This window comes from Alteromonas sp. S005, from assembly GCF_036864475.1.
In the GTDB taxonomy this organism is placed as follows: Bacteria; Pseudomonadota; Gammaproteobacteria; order Enterobacterales; family Alteromonadaceae; genus Alteromonas.
On the sequence record NZ_JAZETN010000003.1, the window covers coordinates 1 to 19504 of the forward strand.

General features: G+C 42.3%; 12 protein-coding genes and 1 pseudogene. 9 read left to right on the forward strand and 4 right to left on the reverse strand.

Annotation, left to right across the window (positions count from 1 at the left end):
- On the reverse strand, positions 1-1175 hold a 1175-nt coding region (locus tag V7R55_RS05330), incomplete at its 3' end, for an acyltransferase family protein (protein WP_334057993.1).
- A 288-nt stretch (positions 1176-1463) separates the two neighbouring features.
- Here V7R55_RS05330 and pheS point away from each other — a divergent pair.
- The 5 genes from pheS (at position 1464) to V7R55_RS05355 (ending at position 6889) form a co-directional block, all read left to right on the forward strand.
- On the forward strand, positions 1464-2444 hold the full coding sequence (gene pheS / locus V7R55_RS05335; RefSeq protein WP_015066912.1) for a phenylalanine--tRNA ligase subunit alpha: 981 nt from the start codon (positions 1464-1466) through the stop codon (positions 2442-2444).
- A 14-nt stretch (positions 2445-2458) separates the two neighbouring features.
- Entirely contained in the window at positions 2459-4846 is a 2388-nt protein-coding gene (gene pheT, locus V7R55_RS05340) for a phenylalanine--tRNA ligase subunit beta (protein ID WP_334057995.1), read from the forward strand.
- Positions 4847-4849: 3 nt separating this feature from the next.
- On the forward strand, positions 4850-5149 hold the full coding sequence (gene ihfA, locus V7R55_RS05345) for an integration host factor subunit alpha (RefSeq protein WP_012518129.1): 300 nt from the start codon (positions 4850-4852) through the stop codon (positions 5147-5149).
- Positions 5150-5265: 116 nt separating this feature from the next.
- Positions 5266-5811 carry a hypothetical protein gene (locus V7R55_RS05350; protein WP_334057996.1) on the forward strand — a complete coding sequence of 182 codons (546 nt, stop codon included), beginning with the start codon at positions 5266-5268 and terminating at the stop codon, positions 5809-5811.
- A 484-nt stretch (positions 5812-6295) separates the two neighbouring features.
- Positions 6296-6889, forward strand: coding sequence for a hypothetical protein (locus tag V7R55_RS05355; protein WP_334057997.1), 594 nt, complete (start codon positions 6296-6298; stop codon positions 6887-6889).
- 60 nt (positions 6890-6949) lie between these two features.
- On the opposite strand, the gene ybaK is transcribed toward V7R55_RS05355, so the two are convergent.
- On the reverse strand, positions 6950-7420 hold the full coding sequence (gene ybaK, locus V7R55_RS05360) for a Cys-tRNA(Pro) deacylase (RefSeq protein WP_334057999.1): 471 nt from the start codon (positions 7418-7420) through the stop codon (positions 6950-6952).
- A complete protein-coding gene (locus tag V7R55_RS05365) occupies positions 7417-9885 on the reverse strand; it encodes a penicillin acylase family protein (protein ID WP_334058001.1) in 2469 nt (822 codons plus the stop codon). Before V7R55_RS05365 ends, ybaK begins: the two co-directional genes overlap by 4 nt.
- 98 nt (positions 9886-9983) lie before the next feature.
- Here V7R55_RS05365 and nagZ point away from each other — a divergent pair, with 98 nt between their 5' ends.
- On the forward strand, positions 9984-10994 hold the full coding sequence (nagZ, locus tag V7R55_RS05370) for a beta-N-acetylhexosaminidase (protein ID WP_334058444.1): 1011 nt from the start codon (positions 9984-9986) through the stop codon (positions 10992-10994).
- A 579-nt stretch (positions 10995-11573) separates the two neighbouring features.
- On the opposite strand, the pseudogene V7R55_RS05375 reads toward nagZ, so the two are convergent.
- Positions 11574-12716: pseudogene (locus tag V7R55_RS05375) on the reverse strand (IS3 family transposase).
- A 298-nt stretch (positions 12717-13014) separates the two neighbouring features.
- Between V7R55_RS05375 and V7R55_RS05380 the strand changes: the two are divergent.
- From V7R55_RS05380 to V7R55_RS05390, 3 genes are read left to right on the forward strand one after another with little or no spacing between them, the layout of a single operon-like run.
- Entirely contained in the window at positions 13015-14664 is a 1650-nt protein-coding gene (locus tag V7R55_RS05380; RefSeq protein WP_334058003.1) for a hypothetical protein, read from the forward strand.
- Positions 14665-14668: 4 nt separating this feature from the next.
- Complete coding sequence (locus V7R55_RS05385) at positions 14669-18733, forward strand: AAA domain-containing protein (protein WP_334058005.1); 4065 nt, start codon at positions 14669-14671, stop codon at positions 18731-18733.
- Positions 18730-19494, forward strand: coding sequence for a DNA topoisomerase (locus V7R55_RS05390; protein WP_334058007.1), 765 nt, complete (start codon positions 18730-18732; stop codon positions 19492-19494). The genes V7R55_RS05385 and V7R55_RS05390 overlap by 4 nt, the downstream gene beginning before the upstream one ends.
- Positions 19495-19504 lie beyond the last annotated feature (10 nt).

Genomic DNA, 19504 nt, shown 5'->3' on the forward strand with positions numbered 1-19504 from the left:
GGCCTAAAGTAAGACGCATCATGATTGTTCATGAATTCCTCATAGGCTAATTGTTGTTCGTTGAATCGCATGGGCAATACATAAGTTAAACAATAAACTACAGCGCATAGGATTGCGCTAGATAAGGTAACTTGCAGATATACTTTTTTTGCAACACCTTTACTATTTTTTGATTTTCTAAAACTTTGTTCAACAAAGTAATATGAAAGCACACCTAGTAAAATTGAAAGGATCAATACAATAACTTTATCTAGTGCTTTCAGTTCTGTTTCAAAATGAAGTTGATAGAAGATTATAACAGGCCAATGCCATAGGTAGAGAGAATACGAAATATTACCTATAAATTCTGCAGGCTTGACCGATAATAATTGGTAGATGAATAAATCCTTTCTTGAAAAGGCAAGCACAGCAACTGTAGCTAATGTAGGAATGACAGCTTTTATTCCTGGAAACTCATCATGAGTAAGAAAAAAGCAGCTTGCGAGGAGGGTAATTACACCAATAGATGTCAATAATTCGCAAAGAGTGCGATGGTTTTTTAATTGTAAGCCATAAATAGCTATAGCCCCTCCTAAAATAAATTGCCAAAACCTTGTAAATGACGCGAAAAATGCAAAGCTAACATCACTATGAGTTAAATAAACACACCCAATAAAACTCAATGCACCAATGGTACTTAAAATAGCAATAGAAAACCTTTTATATGCCCCATACGCAAGTATCATAATTACTGGCATGAATGCATAAAATTGTTCTTCGACCGAAAGCGACCAAGTATGTAGCAGAGGGGAGCCTTGTAGTTCGCTATCGAAATACCCTGACTTCGTATAAAAGTAGAAATTTGAAACATAAAGACAAGAAGAAATTAAACTCCACGCATATTTACTGAATTCACCGGGAAGGAAGTACAAAAAAGCGAAGAAAGAAGATACTGAAACTGTCGCAAAAAAAGCGGGAAATAAGCGTTTAAAGCGTTTTACGTAAAAGTCTGAAATAGAAAACGCGTTTTGCTGAATTTTATTGTATATCTGCCCCATGATGAGATAACCAGATATAACGAAGAAAATATCTACGCCTATGAAGCCTCCAGGTAAATGGTGAGGGCTGATATGATATATGACTACACTCAATACAGCTAATGCTCGCAAGCCTTGAATGTCTTCCCTGAATGTCATTTTTTGTTTTACCTGTTGTGAGAATTTATTTTTCTTAATTTTATACACATAAAGGCTAGTGATGAACAGCCTTACAGTAATATTTAGGGATATTCACTATGCTAAGTTCAAAGAGTAGTAGCTTTAAAAGGGTACGCTCTTGGAAATTTCGCCATTATCAGCTATATAGGGTAGCGGTAATGTCTGTCACTCGTGTAAACTACCACTTTTATTTCAGGCAAGCCTTAGCGCACAGAAAAATTCTTCCTATGCTTTGGCCATGCAGTCATCATGTAAATTGAGGAAAACATGGAGCTTGACGCTATTATCAATCAGGCACAAAGCCAGATTGACGCTGCACAAGATGCAGCCACATTAGACCAAGTTAGGGTCGAATTCATGGGTAAGAAAGGTAAACTTACCGACTTACTTAAAGGGCTAGGAAAGTTATCGAACGAAGAACGTCCTGCCGCAGGCCAAAAGATTAACCAAGCTAAGCAGGTTATTCAGCAAGCTATTTCTGCAAAAGGTGAGTTTTTACGCACTGAAGAGCTTAACAAAAAGCTAGCCGAAGAAGCCATTGATGTTACTTTGCCTGGCCGTACTGAAAAGCCTGGTAACTTGCACCCGGTTAGCCGCACAATTGCGCGTATTGAATCTTTCTTTGGTGAGCTTGGCTTTTCGGTAAAGACCGGCCCTGAAATTGAAGATGGTTTTCACAATTTCGACGCACTGAATATTCCTGCGAATCACCCAGCGCGTGCTGATCACGATACCTTCTATTTTAACCCAGACATGATGCTTCGTACGCAAACCTCTGGTGTTCAAATTCGTACTATGGAAGCGGAAAAGCCGCCATTGCGTATTATCTCGCCAGGGCGGGTGTATCGTAACGATTACGATCAAACTCACACGCCAATGTTCCACCAGGTGGAAGGTTTGATGGTTGATAAGAACGTTAGCTTTACCGACCTTAAAGGTATTTTGCATGACTTCTTACATCACTTCTTTGAAGAGTCGCTAGAAATTCGCTTCCGTCCGTCTTACTTCCCGTTTACTGAGCCTTCAGCTGAAGTAGACGTTATGGGTAAAAACGGTCAGTGGCTTGAAGTTCTAGGCTGCGGCATGGTGCACCCAAATGTACTTAAAGCTGTGGGTATCGACCCTGAAGAGTACACAGGTTTTGCCTTTGGTATGGGCGTAGAGCGTTTAACTATGCTTCGTTACGGTGTTAACGACTTACGCGCGTTCTTTGAAAACGATCTTCGTTTCCTTAAGCAGTTCAACTAAGGCAGAGAGTACACATGAAATTCAGTGAAAAATGGTTAAGAGAGTGGGTTAACCCGTCGCTGTCGGCACATGAGCTGTCTGAACAGTTGAGCATGGCTGGCCTTGAAGTAGACGGTGTTGAGCCAGTGGCAGGCGATTTTAAAGGCGTGCTAGTAGGTGAAGTAGTTGAGTGCGGTCAGCACCCGAATGCCGATAAACTGCGCGTAACTAAAATAAACGTAGGTGGCGATGAGCTACTTGATATCGTTTGTGGTGCGCCTAACTGTCGTCAGGGCATTAAAGTAGCCGTTGCTGTTGTTGGCGCTGTGTTGCCGGGCGACTTTAAAATTAAAAAAGCGAAGCTTCGCGGCGAGCCGTCATTCGGTATGCTATGTAGCTTCTCTGAGCTAGGTATTAGCGACGACCACGACGGTATTATCGAGCTTCCAGCCGATGCACCTATTGGCGAAGACATTCGCGATTACCTTGGTCTTGATGACAACGCTATTGAAGTAGATCTAACACCAAACCGTGCAGACTGCTTGGGTATTCGCGGTATTGCCCGTGAAGTAGGTGTGCTTAATAACCTTGACGTGTGCGAGCCTGAAGTAGCGGCGGTAGACGCAACTATTGAAGATAAATTATCAATTACGTTAAGCGCTGACGACGCATGCCCACGTTATTTGGGCCGTGTGGTTAAAGGCGTTAACGTAAAAGCGGCATCGCCATTGTGGTTAGTCGAAAAGCTACGTCGTTGTGGTATTCGCAGCATCGACCCCATTGTAGATGTGACTAACTTTGTATTACTAGAGCTTGGCCAGCCAATGCACGCGTTTAATCTTGCCAGCATTGAAGGCAACATTAACGTGCGTATGGCTAATGAAGGCGAAACGCTTACGCTACTTGACGAAACCGAAGCGAAGTTACAAAGCAATACGTTAGTTATTGCTGATGACAATAAAGCGTTAGCAATGGCAGGTATTTTCGGTGGCCTACACTCTGGTGTAACGACTGAAACCCAAGACATTTTGCTTGAAAGTGCGTTCTTTAGCCGTGATGCCATTATGGGCCGTGCCCGTCAGTACGGTTTGCATACCGATGCGTCGCACCGCTATGAGCGTGGTGTAGACCCACAGCTTCAGCGTAAAGCCATGGAGCGCGCCACTGCACTGGTACTAGAAATTTGTGGTGGTGAAGCTGGCCCTGTAGTTGAAGCAGTGGCTGAAGACAAGCTACCTAAGCAAGCTACGGTTACGCTTCGTCGCGAACGTTTATCTCGCGTACTAGGCATTAGCATTGACGATGCAAAAGTAACGGAAATGCTTAACCGCCTTGGTTTAGACGTTACTCAAACTGAAGCAGGCTGGGAAGCAGTTGCGCCAAGCTATCGTTTCGATATCTCAATTGAAGAAGATTTGATTGAAGAAATTGCGCGCGTATACGGTTACAACAACATTCCAAACGTGGCACCAAAAGCTACGCTAGCAATGCTGCCTTCGCAAGAAGCCAAACTGCCGCTAAACACTATGAAGTCGTTGCTTTTAAGCCGCGGCTACAATGAAGCGATTACTTACTCGTTTGTAGACCCTAAAATTCAAAACGCACTATTCCCAGACGTGAAAGGCATGGTGTTACCACATCCGATTTCATCTGATATGTCGGTAATGCGCGTAAGTCTATGGCCGGGTTTGCTAGGTGCTACTGCTTATAATCAGAAGCGTCAGCAACAACGTGTTCGCATGTTTGAAACCGGATTACGCTTTATTCCTCAACAAGATGCGCCAAATGGTGTATTGCAACAACAAGTAATTGGTGGTGTAGTAGCAGGGCGTCGTAATGAAGAACATTGGGACTTGGGCGACAGCCCGGTTGATTTCTTCGATGCGAAAGCAGACGTTGAGGCGTTGTTGGCACTTACAGGTAAAACCGGTGAGTTCCAGTTCGTTACAGGGCAGCATAGTGCGTTACACCCTGGTATGACGGCAAAAATTTTGCTTAATGATGAAGAAGTTGGCTATATTGGTGCTATACACCCGCAGTTTACTAAATTGCTTGGTGTTAACGGCCGTGTATTTGTGTTCGAACTAGTGGTAGATGCCATTACCGATCGTAAATTACCGTCAGCCGTACCAGTATCGCGCTTCCCATCGAATCGCCGTGATATTGCTATTACGGTTAAAGATGAAGTGCGTGTAGGGAATGTTCTTTCTTACATAGAAAATATTGGCGTAAATCAACTAGTTGCTCTAAACTTGTTCGATGAGTACAAAGGCAAGGGAATTGAGCCTGGCTATAAGAGCCTTGCTTTGTCACTTCATTTACAAGATCCGGATAAAACCTTAGAAGAAGCTGAAATTCAGCAAGCTGTAGATACTGTGGTTAAAGGTCTGGAATCTGAGTTTGGGGCCGCGTTAAGAGAGTAAACTATGGCATTGACCAAAGCCGAGATGGCTGAACACCTATTCGAGAAACTAGGCATTAACAAGCGTGATGCGAAGGATCTGGTAGAGCTTTTTTTCGAAGAGATTAAAGGCGCTCTGGAATCTGGTGAGCAAGTAAAACTGTCGGGTTTTGGTAACTTTGACCTGCGTGATAAAAACGAACGTCCTGGCCGTAATCCTAAAACCGGTGAAGACATTCCAATTAAAGCGCGCCGCGTGGTTACATTCCGCCCGGGTCAAAAATTGAAAAGCCGAGTTGAAAACTCAGAGCCTGTCGACCAATAATCTTTAGGTCGTTACAATACTGAAAAAAAGAGCGAGGTCTCTCGCTCTTTTTGTATTGCTTCTATTTAACAGTGCACCCGCACTGAATTTCATATGCAATTTCTTTGGAGGAAAGTGTGAAAAAAGCACTTGTCGTTCTTGCTATTATTATTGCCGCTACCTTTTCATGGCTTGCTTATTTGTCGGTAGATGCAGACAAACGAGACCAAGACGCAGCGCAAGTTCCGCTTATAACAGTAATGGAAATTCTTCACGCAAGCGATTTGCAGAAGGGTGTAAAGCAGGCTGTTAAAAATGATGACGCCGAAGCTGTTGTTTCATGGATGGCGCAGGCCCGTGAAGTAGGGCAGGCTGCTAAATTGTCACCTGAAGATATGGATTATCTTAATTCAGAGACCGCCAAAGACTACGTAATTTTTAATGCAAAACGCCAGCTGTATAACGAAGCCTTTGAAGCACGCTATTACGCACTAGAAGATGTAGATGTGCTTAAAGAACAGTATCCTGAAGCTAAAGATCTATTCCCTCGCACTGATGCGTTGATTAAAAAGCGCGATGACATTATTCAGCAGATTGCCGTAGCTATTTCGGGTAACGAACAGCCTGATGAAGCAGCGCTTGAAGAAGCGCGCAAGCAGTGGTTAGCGCAGGCTGGTAATTAGGCAATGTCTAAGGCTATAACTTAGGCTATTGCTCGCACTGCACTTACACACTCACCTGAAACCCATACCACAGCCCAGCTTCATATCCTTTCCTACTTCTAATACTATAAACTGATTGAAAGCTTATTTGAAAATGTACGCAATTTGGCGTACATTTTACGTGCATGCGGAGTGCTGGGTGGGTTACAAGGAAATAAAGCGGCAGGTCATTGACTGTCTAAATAAAGGATACGTTTCCCATGAGCAGAGAAACGATATTGATGTTAAAAACCTATTGGCAATTGGGCAAGTGTCGCTTGAGGAAGTTGCCGAAATTATAGGTCGAAGTCGTGGAAGCGATTATTCTTCCAGCCCTCATCATTTTGATAGCAGTATTACAGTACACGTAATTAAGACAAGACTAGCCGGTCATAATTGGTATGTTAAATGGTATTTCGTAGAGCCGAATAGTGTTTTTATTAGCGTCCATCATTGAGGAAAAGATATGAAAATTTTCAAAGTAGGCGAGTCGCAGAAAGCGGCATGCAGCAATTGCCAATCATTTGAAAATGCGACATTTCAACTTAGAGATGTTCCTTTCAGTGATGGTACGGGTGTAGTTAAAAAGGTTTTGGTGGGGGTATGTGATAAGTGTGAAAACGTGACTGTATTACCTCATCAATCAACACCTGCGGTTAAACGTCAATATGAAGCAAAGCGAAAGCCAGTGGAAGGGCGTTTACCAGCGCATTTAATCGATATTCTAAATTTAGCGACAATGGAAATTGGTGCAACTACAGACTTTGTTCCAAGCATGATGAAGTACTACATTCACTCATTGTCTGAAGATGAAAAATCAGCAAAAAAGATAGCGAATTACCTTCAAAGTGACTTGGCAAAAGGTAGATCAGAAAAGCGCCTATCGCTAAAAGGGCGCAAGATTTTCGAAGACATAGAGCATCTTAAGTCACTATCGCACATAGAGAACACTACTGATTTATTGAAAGGTATTATCCTCAAGATAAACGAAGATGTGCTGGTTAAAAAAAGGCTTAAATCAATCGAAAACCTTAAGAACATAATGGCGGCAGTCGCGTAACCAAAAGCTGCATTGTAAGTTTTTGCTAACGTATCTAACGATATATTGGATTGCGCTAAGTTAACTTACCGAAATATCCGCAAATTGAGCACCGGTCAGCAAAGCTAAATCGGCAGGGGAAAGCGCCACTTCTAACCCTCGCTTTCCTGCGCTTACGTGCATAGTGGCAAGGCCTTCAGCACTTTTGTGAATTACGCTGGCTAACCGCTTTTTCTGGCCCAACGGACTTACCCCACCTAATACATATCCAGTGGCAACCATTACCGCGTTTGCCTGAGCCATTTCTACCTTTTTTACACCTAATGCTTTTGCCATTTTCTTCTCGCTTAGCTTGGTGTTTACCGGTACTACAGCAACAGCCAGTTTATTGTTGTCTGTACTAACCACTAGGGTTTTAAATACGGTGTCGGCGTTAAGATTTAGTTTTTCAACGGCTTCCAGACCATAAGACGCAGCATTGACATCGTGGTCGTATTTTAAAACCGTATGTGCGATACGTTTTTTAGTAAGCAGTGTGATTGCGGGTGTCATTCAACCTCTTTTTTATAGAATGTTCGGCTGTGTATAGGCTCGCTCGGTAGTAGGGGCGTTGCCGCGTGAGTGGCGTAGTCGTTAAAACCGGCTGTAAAAAAATCTGACAGCGGGTGACCGCTCTGCCCACCCGGTAAGGTTAAAATGGCGTCTTCTAAGTGGCCTGGGCTTACAAAAAATCGCTCCGATGCGCCAAAGCTAGGGGCTTGCACTGCGGGCATGTAAGTATCACCAAAGCCTTCCACTTGCTGCATATTTAACATGCTTCCTATTAATGGAATTTGACTAGCGAAGGGGTGCTCTACCGATAGGGCATTAACCTTACCCCAAGCTAGGGCTTCCATATCAGCTTCTACCGGAGAATACTTATCTAGTAACTTGTGTTTGGCTCGGCGGTAAGCGTCTACCAGTAACTCGTCGAAACTTTCAGTGCCGGCAGGCAACCAAGAATCAGGTTGGCTATGGATAAGCTGCCAGGTAGCTGGTTCAATACCTCTAAGCAGACTACGGCTGTTTACACCTTGTTGATCTAAGTTCGAAAGTAAACCACCAAAAAGGGTTTGTATCACTTCGCGCCTAAAGTGTTTAACTAAGGTATAGCCTACCGAGTCTTCACATGCGCATTCTTTCCACGCGTTTAAATAAGCAAGATCTGGCTTAAACTCAATATCTTGCATGTTCAGCAAGCCGTACAATAGGTGTTGCCATGGAATAAGAAAGCGAGCGTGATTATCTAACTGTATGGCGTAGAAATCGGTTTCACTGAAGGTGTCTTTTTCAAAAAGTCTGTCTCTTATTTGCTGTCCGCGGGCACCTAGGGCATAGCCACCGTCGCCCCATATTTTAAAGTCGTCAGCTGAAATTACTCTGGCATTGGCTGTCCATATTCTTCCCATTTCAGGGTTCAACAACATAGGCAGTTTTGTAGCGCGTTCTGGCATCGTCGCGTCTTGCTGTTTTATAGCGGTGAACGACGCTTTTTTCCTATCCAAAACCGCGCCGCCAGGTAGCCACACGGCATTGCCGGTTTCATCTACAATAACTAAGTTCTGTGTTGGAATGGCAATGCGTTTGCCTATATCGATAGCTTTTTGAACATCTTTTGCAGCGCCGAAATTGATGATACCCAAATTAGCAGCAAAGGGATGATGCGCGACCCAGTTTAGTGCGTAACGTTTACCGTTAAGTCCTGTTACAGGGCCGTATTCGCTTACTTCAAATGTGAACTCATGCTCACCGTCCGGTAGGGGGATACGCTCTGTTACCGTGTTCGTTGGCGTTGTATTATCTAGCTCTACCCAATCTACGTTGTCTAAGTTTGCGTTAGTAAAGCCCCACGCAATATGACCGTTGGTTCCCACCACTATTCCAGGTATTCCTGGTAAAGAAACGCCAGTTACCTGCACCTTGCTACCCGATTCTTGGTAGTTAAGCTGGGCGCGATACCAAATAATTGGTACCCGCAAGCCTAAGTGCATGTCGTTCGCTAAAAGGCCTGCACCTGTTGCTGTGTGACTTCCTGTAACCGCCCAATTGTTACTGCCAATATCAGGTAGCTCAGTGCCGTTATATTCTGCACGAGCAATAGCAGTGTTGATGTTTTTGCTATTGCTTGCAGTTTTTGCGGTTAAATTGGTCGAGGTTGAAGTAGTAGAGATAGAAGCATCTGAGCCTTGTTCTGTGCTTTGTTTGCTGTTCTTTTTGGTGTTGAGCTCCGCGCTTTGCTCGCTTTCATCGTTCTGCTGATTGGTAAGGGTACGAAGGGAAGCAGGGTAGTCTGGTATTTCAGCCTCCAGTAACGGGATTTCGCTGGCGTCTAATGCAGCTTGATAATTACTTGGCTGGGTAATAAAGCTATATATATCATTTCCGAAAGTTGAAAGCAGTGCCTCTCTTGCTAAATCTAGTTCTACTTGGGTGCCTTGTAAGTCTAAATACATGCTGTAAATAACTAGAATGCTGTCGGTGGGCTGCCATTGTTTTATATCAACGCCTGCTGCGAGGTACTCAAACGGCGGCAAGGTGTATTCATCTAATGCATCATTTACACCGTGAGCGTAGCGTACTAACAACTCTTGCTGTGTTGAAGGCAGGCTTTTGAAAACGGCTTTCGCGCGTTTTTCAAATTGGTGAAAGCGGGCTTTCTTATCAATGTCTAGAGCTACATCGCCCACCCATTGCGACAAACTCCCAGATGCGGCGCGACGTTGTAAGTCCATTTGAAAAAAACGGTCTTGTGCGTGGGCAAAGCCTAACGCATAGGCAGCATCGAAAATATCGTCGGCATTAATGACAGCGTGACCTAAGCCGTCGCGACTTAACTCGGTGGGGGCGTTTACGTGATAGGTGGCACTATTGCCATCAAGCGCGGGTAAGCTTAGCCGAAGCGAGATATATATCCCCAAAGCCGCTATTAGAAGCAGTGTTAAAACACTTAAAACCAACCACTTGAACCAATTTATCACGTGTAAAATTCCTTGTTTTTCTCTATCCTAACCACAGAACTAGCAAAATTGAAGTGATGTTTTATGACACATACAAAGGCGGTGCTGTGGGACCATTAATGTTGGATTGTCAGGCTGAAGAACTTGCGCCTGAAGAAAAGGAAAAGTTAGCCCATCCAGTGGTAGGGGGCGTAATTTTATTTAGCCGTAATTATCATGATAAGCGCCAGCTTTCTGCGCTTGTTCAAGATATAAGACGGTATGCGAAACGCCCCGTACTGATAGCGGTCGATCACGAAGGGGGCCGCGTTCAGCGCTTCCGTGAAGGTTTCACCGCAATACCTGCTATGGGCAATATTCTAAAGCAGTCAGAACATCAGGATGAAAGTGCAGCGTATGCTAAGGCGTGTGGGCTAGTGTTGGCACATGAGCTTAAAACCCTAGATATCGATTTTAGTTTTGCGCCTGTGCTTGATATTAACGGTGTATCTAAGGTTATTGGCGATAGAGCATTTGCTGATAATGCAAAAGAGGTGATACGCCTTGCTACCCACCTTATACAAGGGTTAAAAACCGTCAATATGCCAGCTATTGGAAAGCATTTTCCTGGGCATGGCAGTGTTGCCCCCGATTCACATATTGCATTACCGGTAGATGAGCGAGATTTTGATGAGATAAGAAGCACTGATATGGTGGTGTTTGAACGCTTAATTGAGCGCGCTATGCTTGATGGCGTTATGCCAGCCCATGTTATTTATAACCAAGTGTGCGATAAGCCCGCTGGGTTTTCTCCGAAATGGCTACAAGATGTGCTTAAGCGTGACTTGGGCTTTGGTGGCGCTGTATTTTCTGATGATTTGTCTATGCATGGCGCTAGCGTTGCCGGAAGCTATGTGGAGCGCGCTGAAGCGGCGCTAGATGCTGGCTGCGACATGGTCCTTGCTTGCAATAATCCAAAAGGGGCAGAGAGTATTCTGGATGGATTAGAAGCACGCTTTTCTAACTTAAGTGAGGGCGATTCACAGAAGCAAGAGCGGGTTATGGCGCTTTACGGGCGGGTTATGCCTGCAGGGCTGAATGATAAGTACGACAGTGCCGTTGAGTTAGTAAAGCAATTAAGTGAACGGTAGGTTTTTAAAAAACTACCGTTTTTTGCTGAAAGCAATTCGCTGATTCGTTAACTTAGTATTGCTCATGCATACATCACATAAGAATCTTTCACACTGAAAAAGACCAATTTACAGCTTTTAATTAGCCATGTGAGAATCTCACACCACGCATAACGTGATATTTTTTTATATTTACACGTATAAGTTGAGATTTTTTTGATTGATGTTGCTTAACGAATGTTGATCAATGCAAAGGAGGTGTATTTCTAATTCTGCATAAAGCATCGGCAACACTCAGACTGGCAACTATTATAGAATGAGGTTTTATTGTTGATAAGCAGCTATGAGCGAATACCAGCCATTGAGATTGGCTCTATATAATGGTTAGTTAATTGTACTTTGTTCATATATTCAAGCAAACAAGCGATGCGCGCATATTTTTCCATTTAATTTGACTTAAAAGTTTTAGAAAACTTAGTGATAGTAATATCTTAGGTTATTTGCTAAAACGATAGAAAGTAGATAAATGAGCGTCAAGTCGGCAGAAATATGCGCGACTAGCGCACTATTAAATTGTTAGGCTGAATCGACTAGACTTTACTAGACAGATTTTCGTTTGAATTCTTCTAACTTTTCATAAGCCAGTGGAGGCATATTACTCGCTTCACCATGCTTGCATCTAGCGTTATAAAACATTTCGATGTAATCAAATATGTCGGCTCTTGCATGTTCACGTGTTGTATAAATTTTTTCTTTATTCGTTCTCTCTTAAGTAGCTGGAAGAAGCTCTCTGAGACGGCATTGTCGTGGCAGTTTCCTCGACGACTCATGCTGACCTTGAGATCATGCTCTGTTAAGAAGTCACTCCACTCATAGCCTGTAAATTGACTTCCTTGATCTGAGTGTATGAGCACTTGATTCTTGGGCTTTCTTCGCCATACTGCTGCTAGCAGTGCCTGAGTAACGAGTTCCGATTCCATACGAGAACTCATCGACCAACCACAGCGCGAGAGTGTAAGTCTAAAACGACGGCAAGGTAGAGCCAGCCTTCATGAGTGTGGATGTAGGTAATGTCAGTGACCCAGTACCTGTTCGGTTTAGCAACCGTGAATTGCCTATTGAGCACGTTATCGGCGACAACAGCAGGCTTTCCACTGTAATGCCCTTTATGCTTTTTATAGCCGACTTGTGCCTTTACACCTTCTAGTTTCATCAATTTAGCTACACGATGTTTGCTACAAGCTTCACCTAAAACTTTAATGTCTCTCGCGACTTTTCTATACCCATAGACACAGCCTCTTTCTAGCCAAGAATGCTTAATTAACCCCATTAGGCGCTCGTCTTCTAACTGTCGCTTTGATTTCGGTTTATCCACCCATGCATAAAAGCCACTTCGCTGTATTGAGAGCGCCTCACACATGAGTTTTATTGGGTAATTCTTGAGCCTAGTCTTTATGAATGCGTATTTTTCTTTGACTCGCCCGCGAAAAATACCGTGGCTTCTTTTAGGATGTCGCGTTCCATTGTTACGCGTTTAAGCTCTTTTTCTAGCTGCTTAATTCAATCAGATTGTTCTTGTGACTGCCTATGTTCTTTACTGTCTGGGCCATAGGCTTTTATCCAGTTATACAGCGAACTGCTAGTCATTCCCAGCCTCTCATAAACGCTTGCCACCGAATAGCCTTGGTCGGTAACTTGTTTGACGGCTTGTATTTTAAATTCTTCTGTAAATCGCTGAGACATATTTTCTCCTTAGCACACATAATTATAAATCAATTAAGTGTCTAGAGAAGTCTGGTCGATTCACTGCTTGACTCTGGTGAGCTTGGTAAAATTAAGCAAACTACTACTAATTAGATTATTGAAAAAGATTATCATTTTAGACATAGTGTTGCGTTAATAATCCCAGGCTGCATTACTGAACTTTTATTCGATTAATATGAGTTATGACATGCTTTAATTGTGCTCTTGTAGAATCTAGAGTGACCTTTGCATGCGGTCTTATATGGGGCAATCTGTTTATATAAAGTGAAATAGAAAGATGGATCTAAAATACAAAGGCACGTTTGTTGCCATAGAGGCATGGACTAAAAGCCATAAGAATGAAGATGAGATAGTCGGTGATATTCATTTTCCAGATGACGATATGATATATAGCGGAATCCTGGATTCATCATTGTTAAACAAGTGGAAGGTTTTTGAACTTGAAGCTGAAGCAGAAATACCAGTGTCTCTGGTAAGAGTGCAAAAAAGCGATGACTATGAATATGATTTTGAAGTTTTGACAGTAGACTTTGAAGTTGAAAACAAGTTTTCAACGACAGTTACTAACCTTGTCGCTGACACAAAGAATGATAATAAAGTAAAAGGTAGGGTAACTATTTCTCAAGATAGCAAGCCTGGAATTAGGTGCTATATCAATATAGATCTAGGGACAAATACATTTACTCTCCCTTCCCAAAAGTCCGCTTCGGATGGCGTTCATGCTGTTGTTAAATACAATTCAAAGAGTGAGTGGCCGTTTAGTGCCATCCAATTAGTGGGTGGATGTGTAGGCAATTTAATTGAATGTCCACAGTTAACCTTTCCAAAGACAACGCATGTGCCAGATGAAGGTTTTGATGATGTCACTTTTCAATTTGGAACATTGAGCATTTGCATACCACTTAGTGGCCAATTGTGGCACAAATTCAAAGACTCATTAGATTCTTATCGGTTGCGTTTGAATATCCCCCAATACAATGAGTTCACTTTCCCGGTTGTTTACAAGTTATGGAAAAACGAGCAGAACCGTATTGATTTAAATAAGGCACATATTCGTAGAATCTTTTCAAAACAAACATGTGTTGCTATAGAAGCCGACATCGAAGCAAAGGCTCCTTCTACATGGTTTCGCCCTGAGGGCGTTAGATATGACGTGAGTATTCAGCACAATGAAATGATGCTTCATGGTTTTAGAGATATAGAGATGAATACATCTGTTCAGTTTCAGCTCGAAGACGTTTGGGAAAAGCAACAAAGAGAAACGGACGAAGGAACAGAGATATTTTATAACTACGATAACCGCTGGCGTATTAAGCATATACAGCCCAATGAACAGCGAGTCTTGGCACTAGATGGAAAGGAGTTCAATGGTGAAGTGTTATTCGATTGGTCGTCTATTGGTGCCGAACATGATCTAGATGATGATCATTTGTGCCGTTTAGTCCCATCTACGCAGTCTCAGTGTTGGGTGACTGTAGAGGCTAAAGGAGTCGGAAAGGTCGCCATTCAAGTCAACCCTTCAATGCTAAAGTCACACTCATTCATACCTTCAGGCAGCCAAGTAGAAATTGAGTTACGTGTCGCACAACGTTGCGGTTTTGAAGATATCAATGAAGAAGGTGTTTTCGAAATATGGTGTGCAAGTATTTGTGTTGATATTGAAAAAAGAACGCCTTCAACCTCAAGGACTCGCCGTTTGAAAATTGAGAGTGTTGAAGAATCAATGAGCAAGAATAACAATGAGATGTTGAAAATAATTTTTTCTGATCCCACATCTAAATCTATAACAGTAAAAGAGTTTTCTCGTCCCTTGTCTTATTTGGAAGCAATTAATCTTATCGATGTAACTGATAAATATTGCCATGTTACTGCCTTCCGAATTAATGACACTTTGCATGTGAAACGTATCGATTTAATAGAGATGTAAATATATGAAAAAAGCTCTAGCCCTGCATTATAACTTGTTACAAGGTCATCCATTTGGTCAGCTCAGTAAGCCATTATTGAGTAATAAGGATACTTTAATCGCAGCTCATGGCGACATCAAACCCAATGCTTTTGGTGCACTTTCAAAATTAAGCTGCCTTTACCCTTATAAGGGATTTGAAACAGACAATAAAGACTTATTGAAAACGTTAAATGACGTCAAGGCCTCTAAATCTAAAGAGAGTGATGGCGCTGGTGGTGATAATCAAAGTTCAGACAAAAAATTACCCACTTTCAGCTGTAATAGATATGTTTTAGCAATTGACGTCAATCCTGCATATGGGCGAAAAACGATCACGGTAATGACTATTCCTGTGAGAATAAAAAACCTTAGTGGGAACTATAATCGTTTTGTATTTTATCCAGATACATCTTCATTTCCGATAATCAATCCAGAACTTTTGGAGGTAGAAGGAAATGTACCGCCACATTGTATCGGGAAAATGGAAAACTTTGATAAATTTGATTATTCAGTATTCAAAGAACCGACAGAAGACTTGCATGAGCTGTTTACAGTTTCTGAAGCAATGTTTGACAAAATCTGTGATACAACACTTGGTTCCGTGGAACACCATGAATCATTGAGTCTTGATAACCCAGATGTCACAGTGACGTTGCGTCGTGTGATGGCTGATAATTCAGCGAATCAACACATCATTAACCTCTATCGTGATCTTTTTACTGTCAGTGACGATTTATTGAAAGGAACATCTGTATGTAAAACAGATTCTGCTTATAAAGAGAATGGCGACGTAAAAAAGCTAAATGATGATTACCTTATCCGTTTGCTCCAATCTCGTGAAAAGCCATTTCTGGCTCATATGGACGAATGCACCGGTACTGATACAGGCGATTATAGACACAGGGAGCTGTTTGCTCTAGATAACACACAACGTGGAGCTGCTAGTGTTGCAACGTTCATGCGTGAAGGTGATGTTTTGGCGGTAAATGGACCACCAGGGTCTGGTAAAACAGCGATGCTCAAAGCCATCATTAGTCATCAATATGTAGAAGCTGCTTTGGCTAAAGGTGATTGCCCGATCGTTATTGGTGTCGGTGGAACAAATCAGTCTGTTACTAACATTGTTAATGCATTTCCTAACGTGTTGTATCAAGGGGACAGTAAAACACTGTTGCACATGAGACGATGGATTGATGGGCCTACTAATTACGGTACATACTTTCCATCAACTAGTATTAAAAATAATATGTCTCCTGAGCTGCTCAAATCGGCGGTGTTAGGGGAGATAGATAAATCAAATAAAGGCGGTGTGGTACGTTGGAGTGGAGAGCTCGCCAATTTAAACAACCCTTCAAAGTTAGATCAACTCATCGGTCAATTTACGAACTACTGTGAACAACATTACGCTAAAACATTTAGTGATTTAGAAAGCTGCGTTGCACAATTGCATCATACACTCACAGCTTACTCTAAAGCGATTAATACCTTGTATTATCAGCTTGTTGAAGAGTTTGACAAAGGTTTTGAGACACACCCTAATATTCACAAATCCTTTTCAAAACATTTTGACGAAAAACACAGTAATAGTCAGGGGGCGGCCCAAATTGAAACCATGTACGATTTACTGCATGGTGATGATTCGAAAAAAATTCAAATTATTTCAGACGTATGTCGAGAGTACCTGCGAGATAATGACTTGGAAGGTAACAATCCGGCTATATTAGAGAACTTTGGCGTTCTTTCCGGTATGGCAAAAGTCATTCTTGCTGATCGCGCGGTAGACCTTCTAATACGTTCAGAGCTATTCCATTACGCAGCCCGTTATTGGGAAGGGCGCTATCTGCTTTCTTGTTCGGAACATTTCTTAATCTACGCATCTCCGTCTAACCTTGAAACTGCGCTTCGAAGAATGTGCATGATTACGCCAATACTGGTCTCAACTGTACAATCTGCGCCCAAAATTTTTGCTTATCAGAAGCCTCCAGGGATATCTGAGCAGCCATATTTATACGGGAAAGCAGACTTATTGATTATTGATGAAGCTGGGCAGGCAGATATAAGGAGTACCTTACCATTACTTGCGTTGGCAAAGAAAACCATCGCAGTCGGGGATATAGCTCAAATTCCTCCGGTAATACAAGACGTTACTCCGATACAAGAACAAGGGTTGTTTCAGATATTGGGTATCGGAGTGAACGAAGCTCATACAAAGCGTTGTTTTGTCCATGCATTTAAAAAACAGCTACTGCCTAGTATCAGCGGTAGCATTTTGCATGTGCTTCGACAGATCTCATGTTTTAATCACCAAGGGCAAGGCATGTCACTGCGTGGTCATTATCGATGCCAAGAAGTCTTGAGTCAATTTTGTAATGAATTGGTCTATGACAATAGTATTTTTATTATCCCACCTCTTTTTAAAGAGAGGGGACCATTTCGACCACTTACTTGGGTTTCATCAGCATCGGAAACTCAAAAGGTAGGTACATCGCATAAGAATGAAAAAGAAGCTCGGACAATTGTAGAGTGGCTTATTGACCAATGGCCAAGGATTCATGACCACTATAATAAGCCAGGCAAGCCTGAAAAGCGTTTACCTGACCTAGTGGGGATTATCAGTCCATACAAAAAACAAAGCTTAGTTTTTATTGGTCACGACGAGGATGATAGTGGGAGTAAAGGTAAAACGCAGGGCATGTTGCATAACCTTCTAATTGAAAAGTTTAAAGGTACTGAATATGAAATCACGGTTGATGATGTAGATAAAATGAAGATCGGTACCGTCAATGCACTGCAAGGTGCTGAAAAGCCAATTATTTTATTTAGCGGAACTAAGAGTATCAAGTTTGGCGGAGATGTTCATTACCGTGCTGCTGCATATATCTTAAACGTTGCGGTTTCCCGTGCGAAAGAATGCTTTGTGGCATTTATTTGCGAAAAGACATTTGGGATTCCCACGGTAAAAGAAGGGTTAATACTGCCCACCGACCCAAAATCCGATTCAGTGAGGTATTTAGGTTACTACATCGGCAAACGTGGAGAGCGATTGTTCCCAAGAAGCGTTGTTATCATTGAATCTGACAACAAGATAAAGAAGCTCGAAGCATTGCTTGGTAAGCGCTACATAGTGGTTAGCACTAAAGGAAAAGTATTAGGTCTACCCTTTAGTGATAAAGAGGCTTTACTGGTAAAAAACGGATTACACCCTAAATACCAGTACAACGTCAAAAAAAATCCAAAGAAAAAAAGTAATGACAAAGGTAACGCAGCTCGTAAAGCGGTTAGCGATATTTTACAGCTCTGTGGTGGTGCAGATATTGATGAAATTATTTTGGCAACGGATGATGACAATGTTGGTGAACACATCGCATGGCATTTACAAGAGCTATTTAGGCAGCACCAACCAGGCTCTCTTGAAAAGCTTCAGCGCGTTAGGCTTCGTGGTCTATCACCTAAAGCTATTAAAGAGGCATTCGATGTAGATAATCGAGAGTCATTAGATATTGCGCGAGCTTCTGCTGAGATGGTCAGAGAGGCACTGGATTTAATTCTAGGGAGAAAGTTAAGTGCAATTACGAAAATGTGTCCCCCGGTTGGTCAAGGAGAAAGTGTTCGATTAGCTCTAGAGAAACGACTAATTCGCGAAGTTGATGAATCTCAAGTCAAGGGGATGGGGCGAGTGAAGGCTGCTATTTTATCTCTCGCTTATGGTCATCTTAAAGAACAACTGGCATCAATTACTCACCCCACGGAAGCGCCAGTAACTGTGGTCGTAAACGGGAAGAAACTTCGAGGAAGGTTGATTCAGCAGAGATCAATGAGTGAGACCCAAGAGGTAGGTAAGTCCATAGAATATATTCGAAGTAAAGCGCCATTCGCGTCTGAAGGTTCAGGCTGGACCGTAGTCGAATCTGAATTCGAGGAAAGGACGGTAAGCCCGCCGGATGCATCAACACTTAACGTGATGCGTCAAAATGCCATTGAACAACAAGTCAAACCCGTTGAGAGCTATAAAGCATTAACCGGGCTCTATGAGGGAAATGATTTATGATTCAGTCAAATAGTGCGCATGAACCAATCGAAATTATTGTAGATGAAAATGAGTTAGCTGAAACATATAAATTACTTGCGCAAAAACATAAATCTAGTTCAAACGACTCATATCTACATATGAGTAAAACACTTAATACTCTTGAAGCTTTTGAGAAAGCTAACAACACAGGTAATTGTCAATATCAGACTGCTCGTGTGGTCTTACAGTCAAATAAAAGCGGTTCTGTTGTAGTTGAGCTTGAAACTCATGTTTTGGTAGAGCCAGGTTGGACTGAACATTTGTCCATTGACATAGAGAACGCAGTTGACGTCGGAATTACCAAGGCTGATCTTGCGACATTTAAGCAAGGAAACTTTAGTGTTGAGATCTCCAAGCCACAAGCAATATCGAATCTGACAGTTGAAGACTTATTGTCATTAATGGACAAGTACATGATTGGTCGTCCATCGACTTATGCCGATGTTATTTGCGATCTTACAGAAGAGAGTAATTTGTTAAATATTGATGACAATAACGTTAGATTAACGACTTTAGGACTGTCGATAGCTGAACATCTTGCTAGTGAGGCGTTAGATGAGTTTTCACCGACTTTCAGTTTAATACTTGGTCAAGATTTAGAAAAAATCGAACAAGGAAAAATGTCGCCGCTGGATGTCCTGATAAAGTACCTTCCTCTTGTAGCGGATGAAAATGAGAGCGATGACTTCAGAGAGAACGCGTGGCATACCTTGTCTGATATCAGTATTGAAGTGTATTAGGGGATAGTTT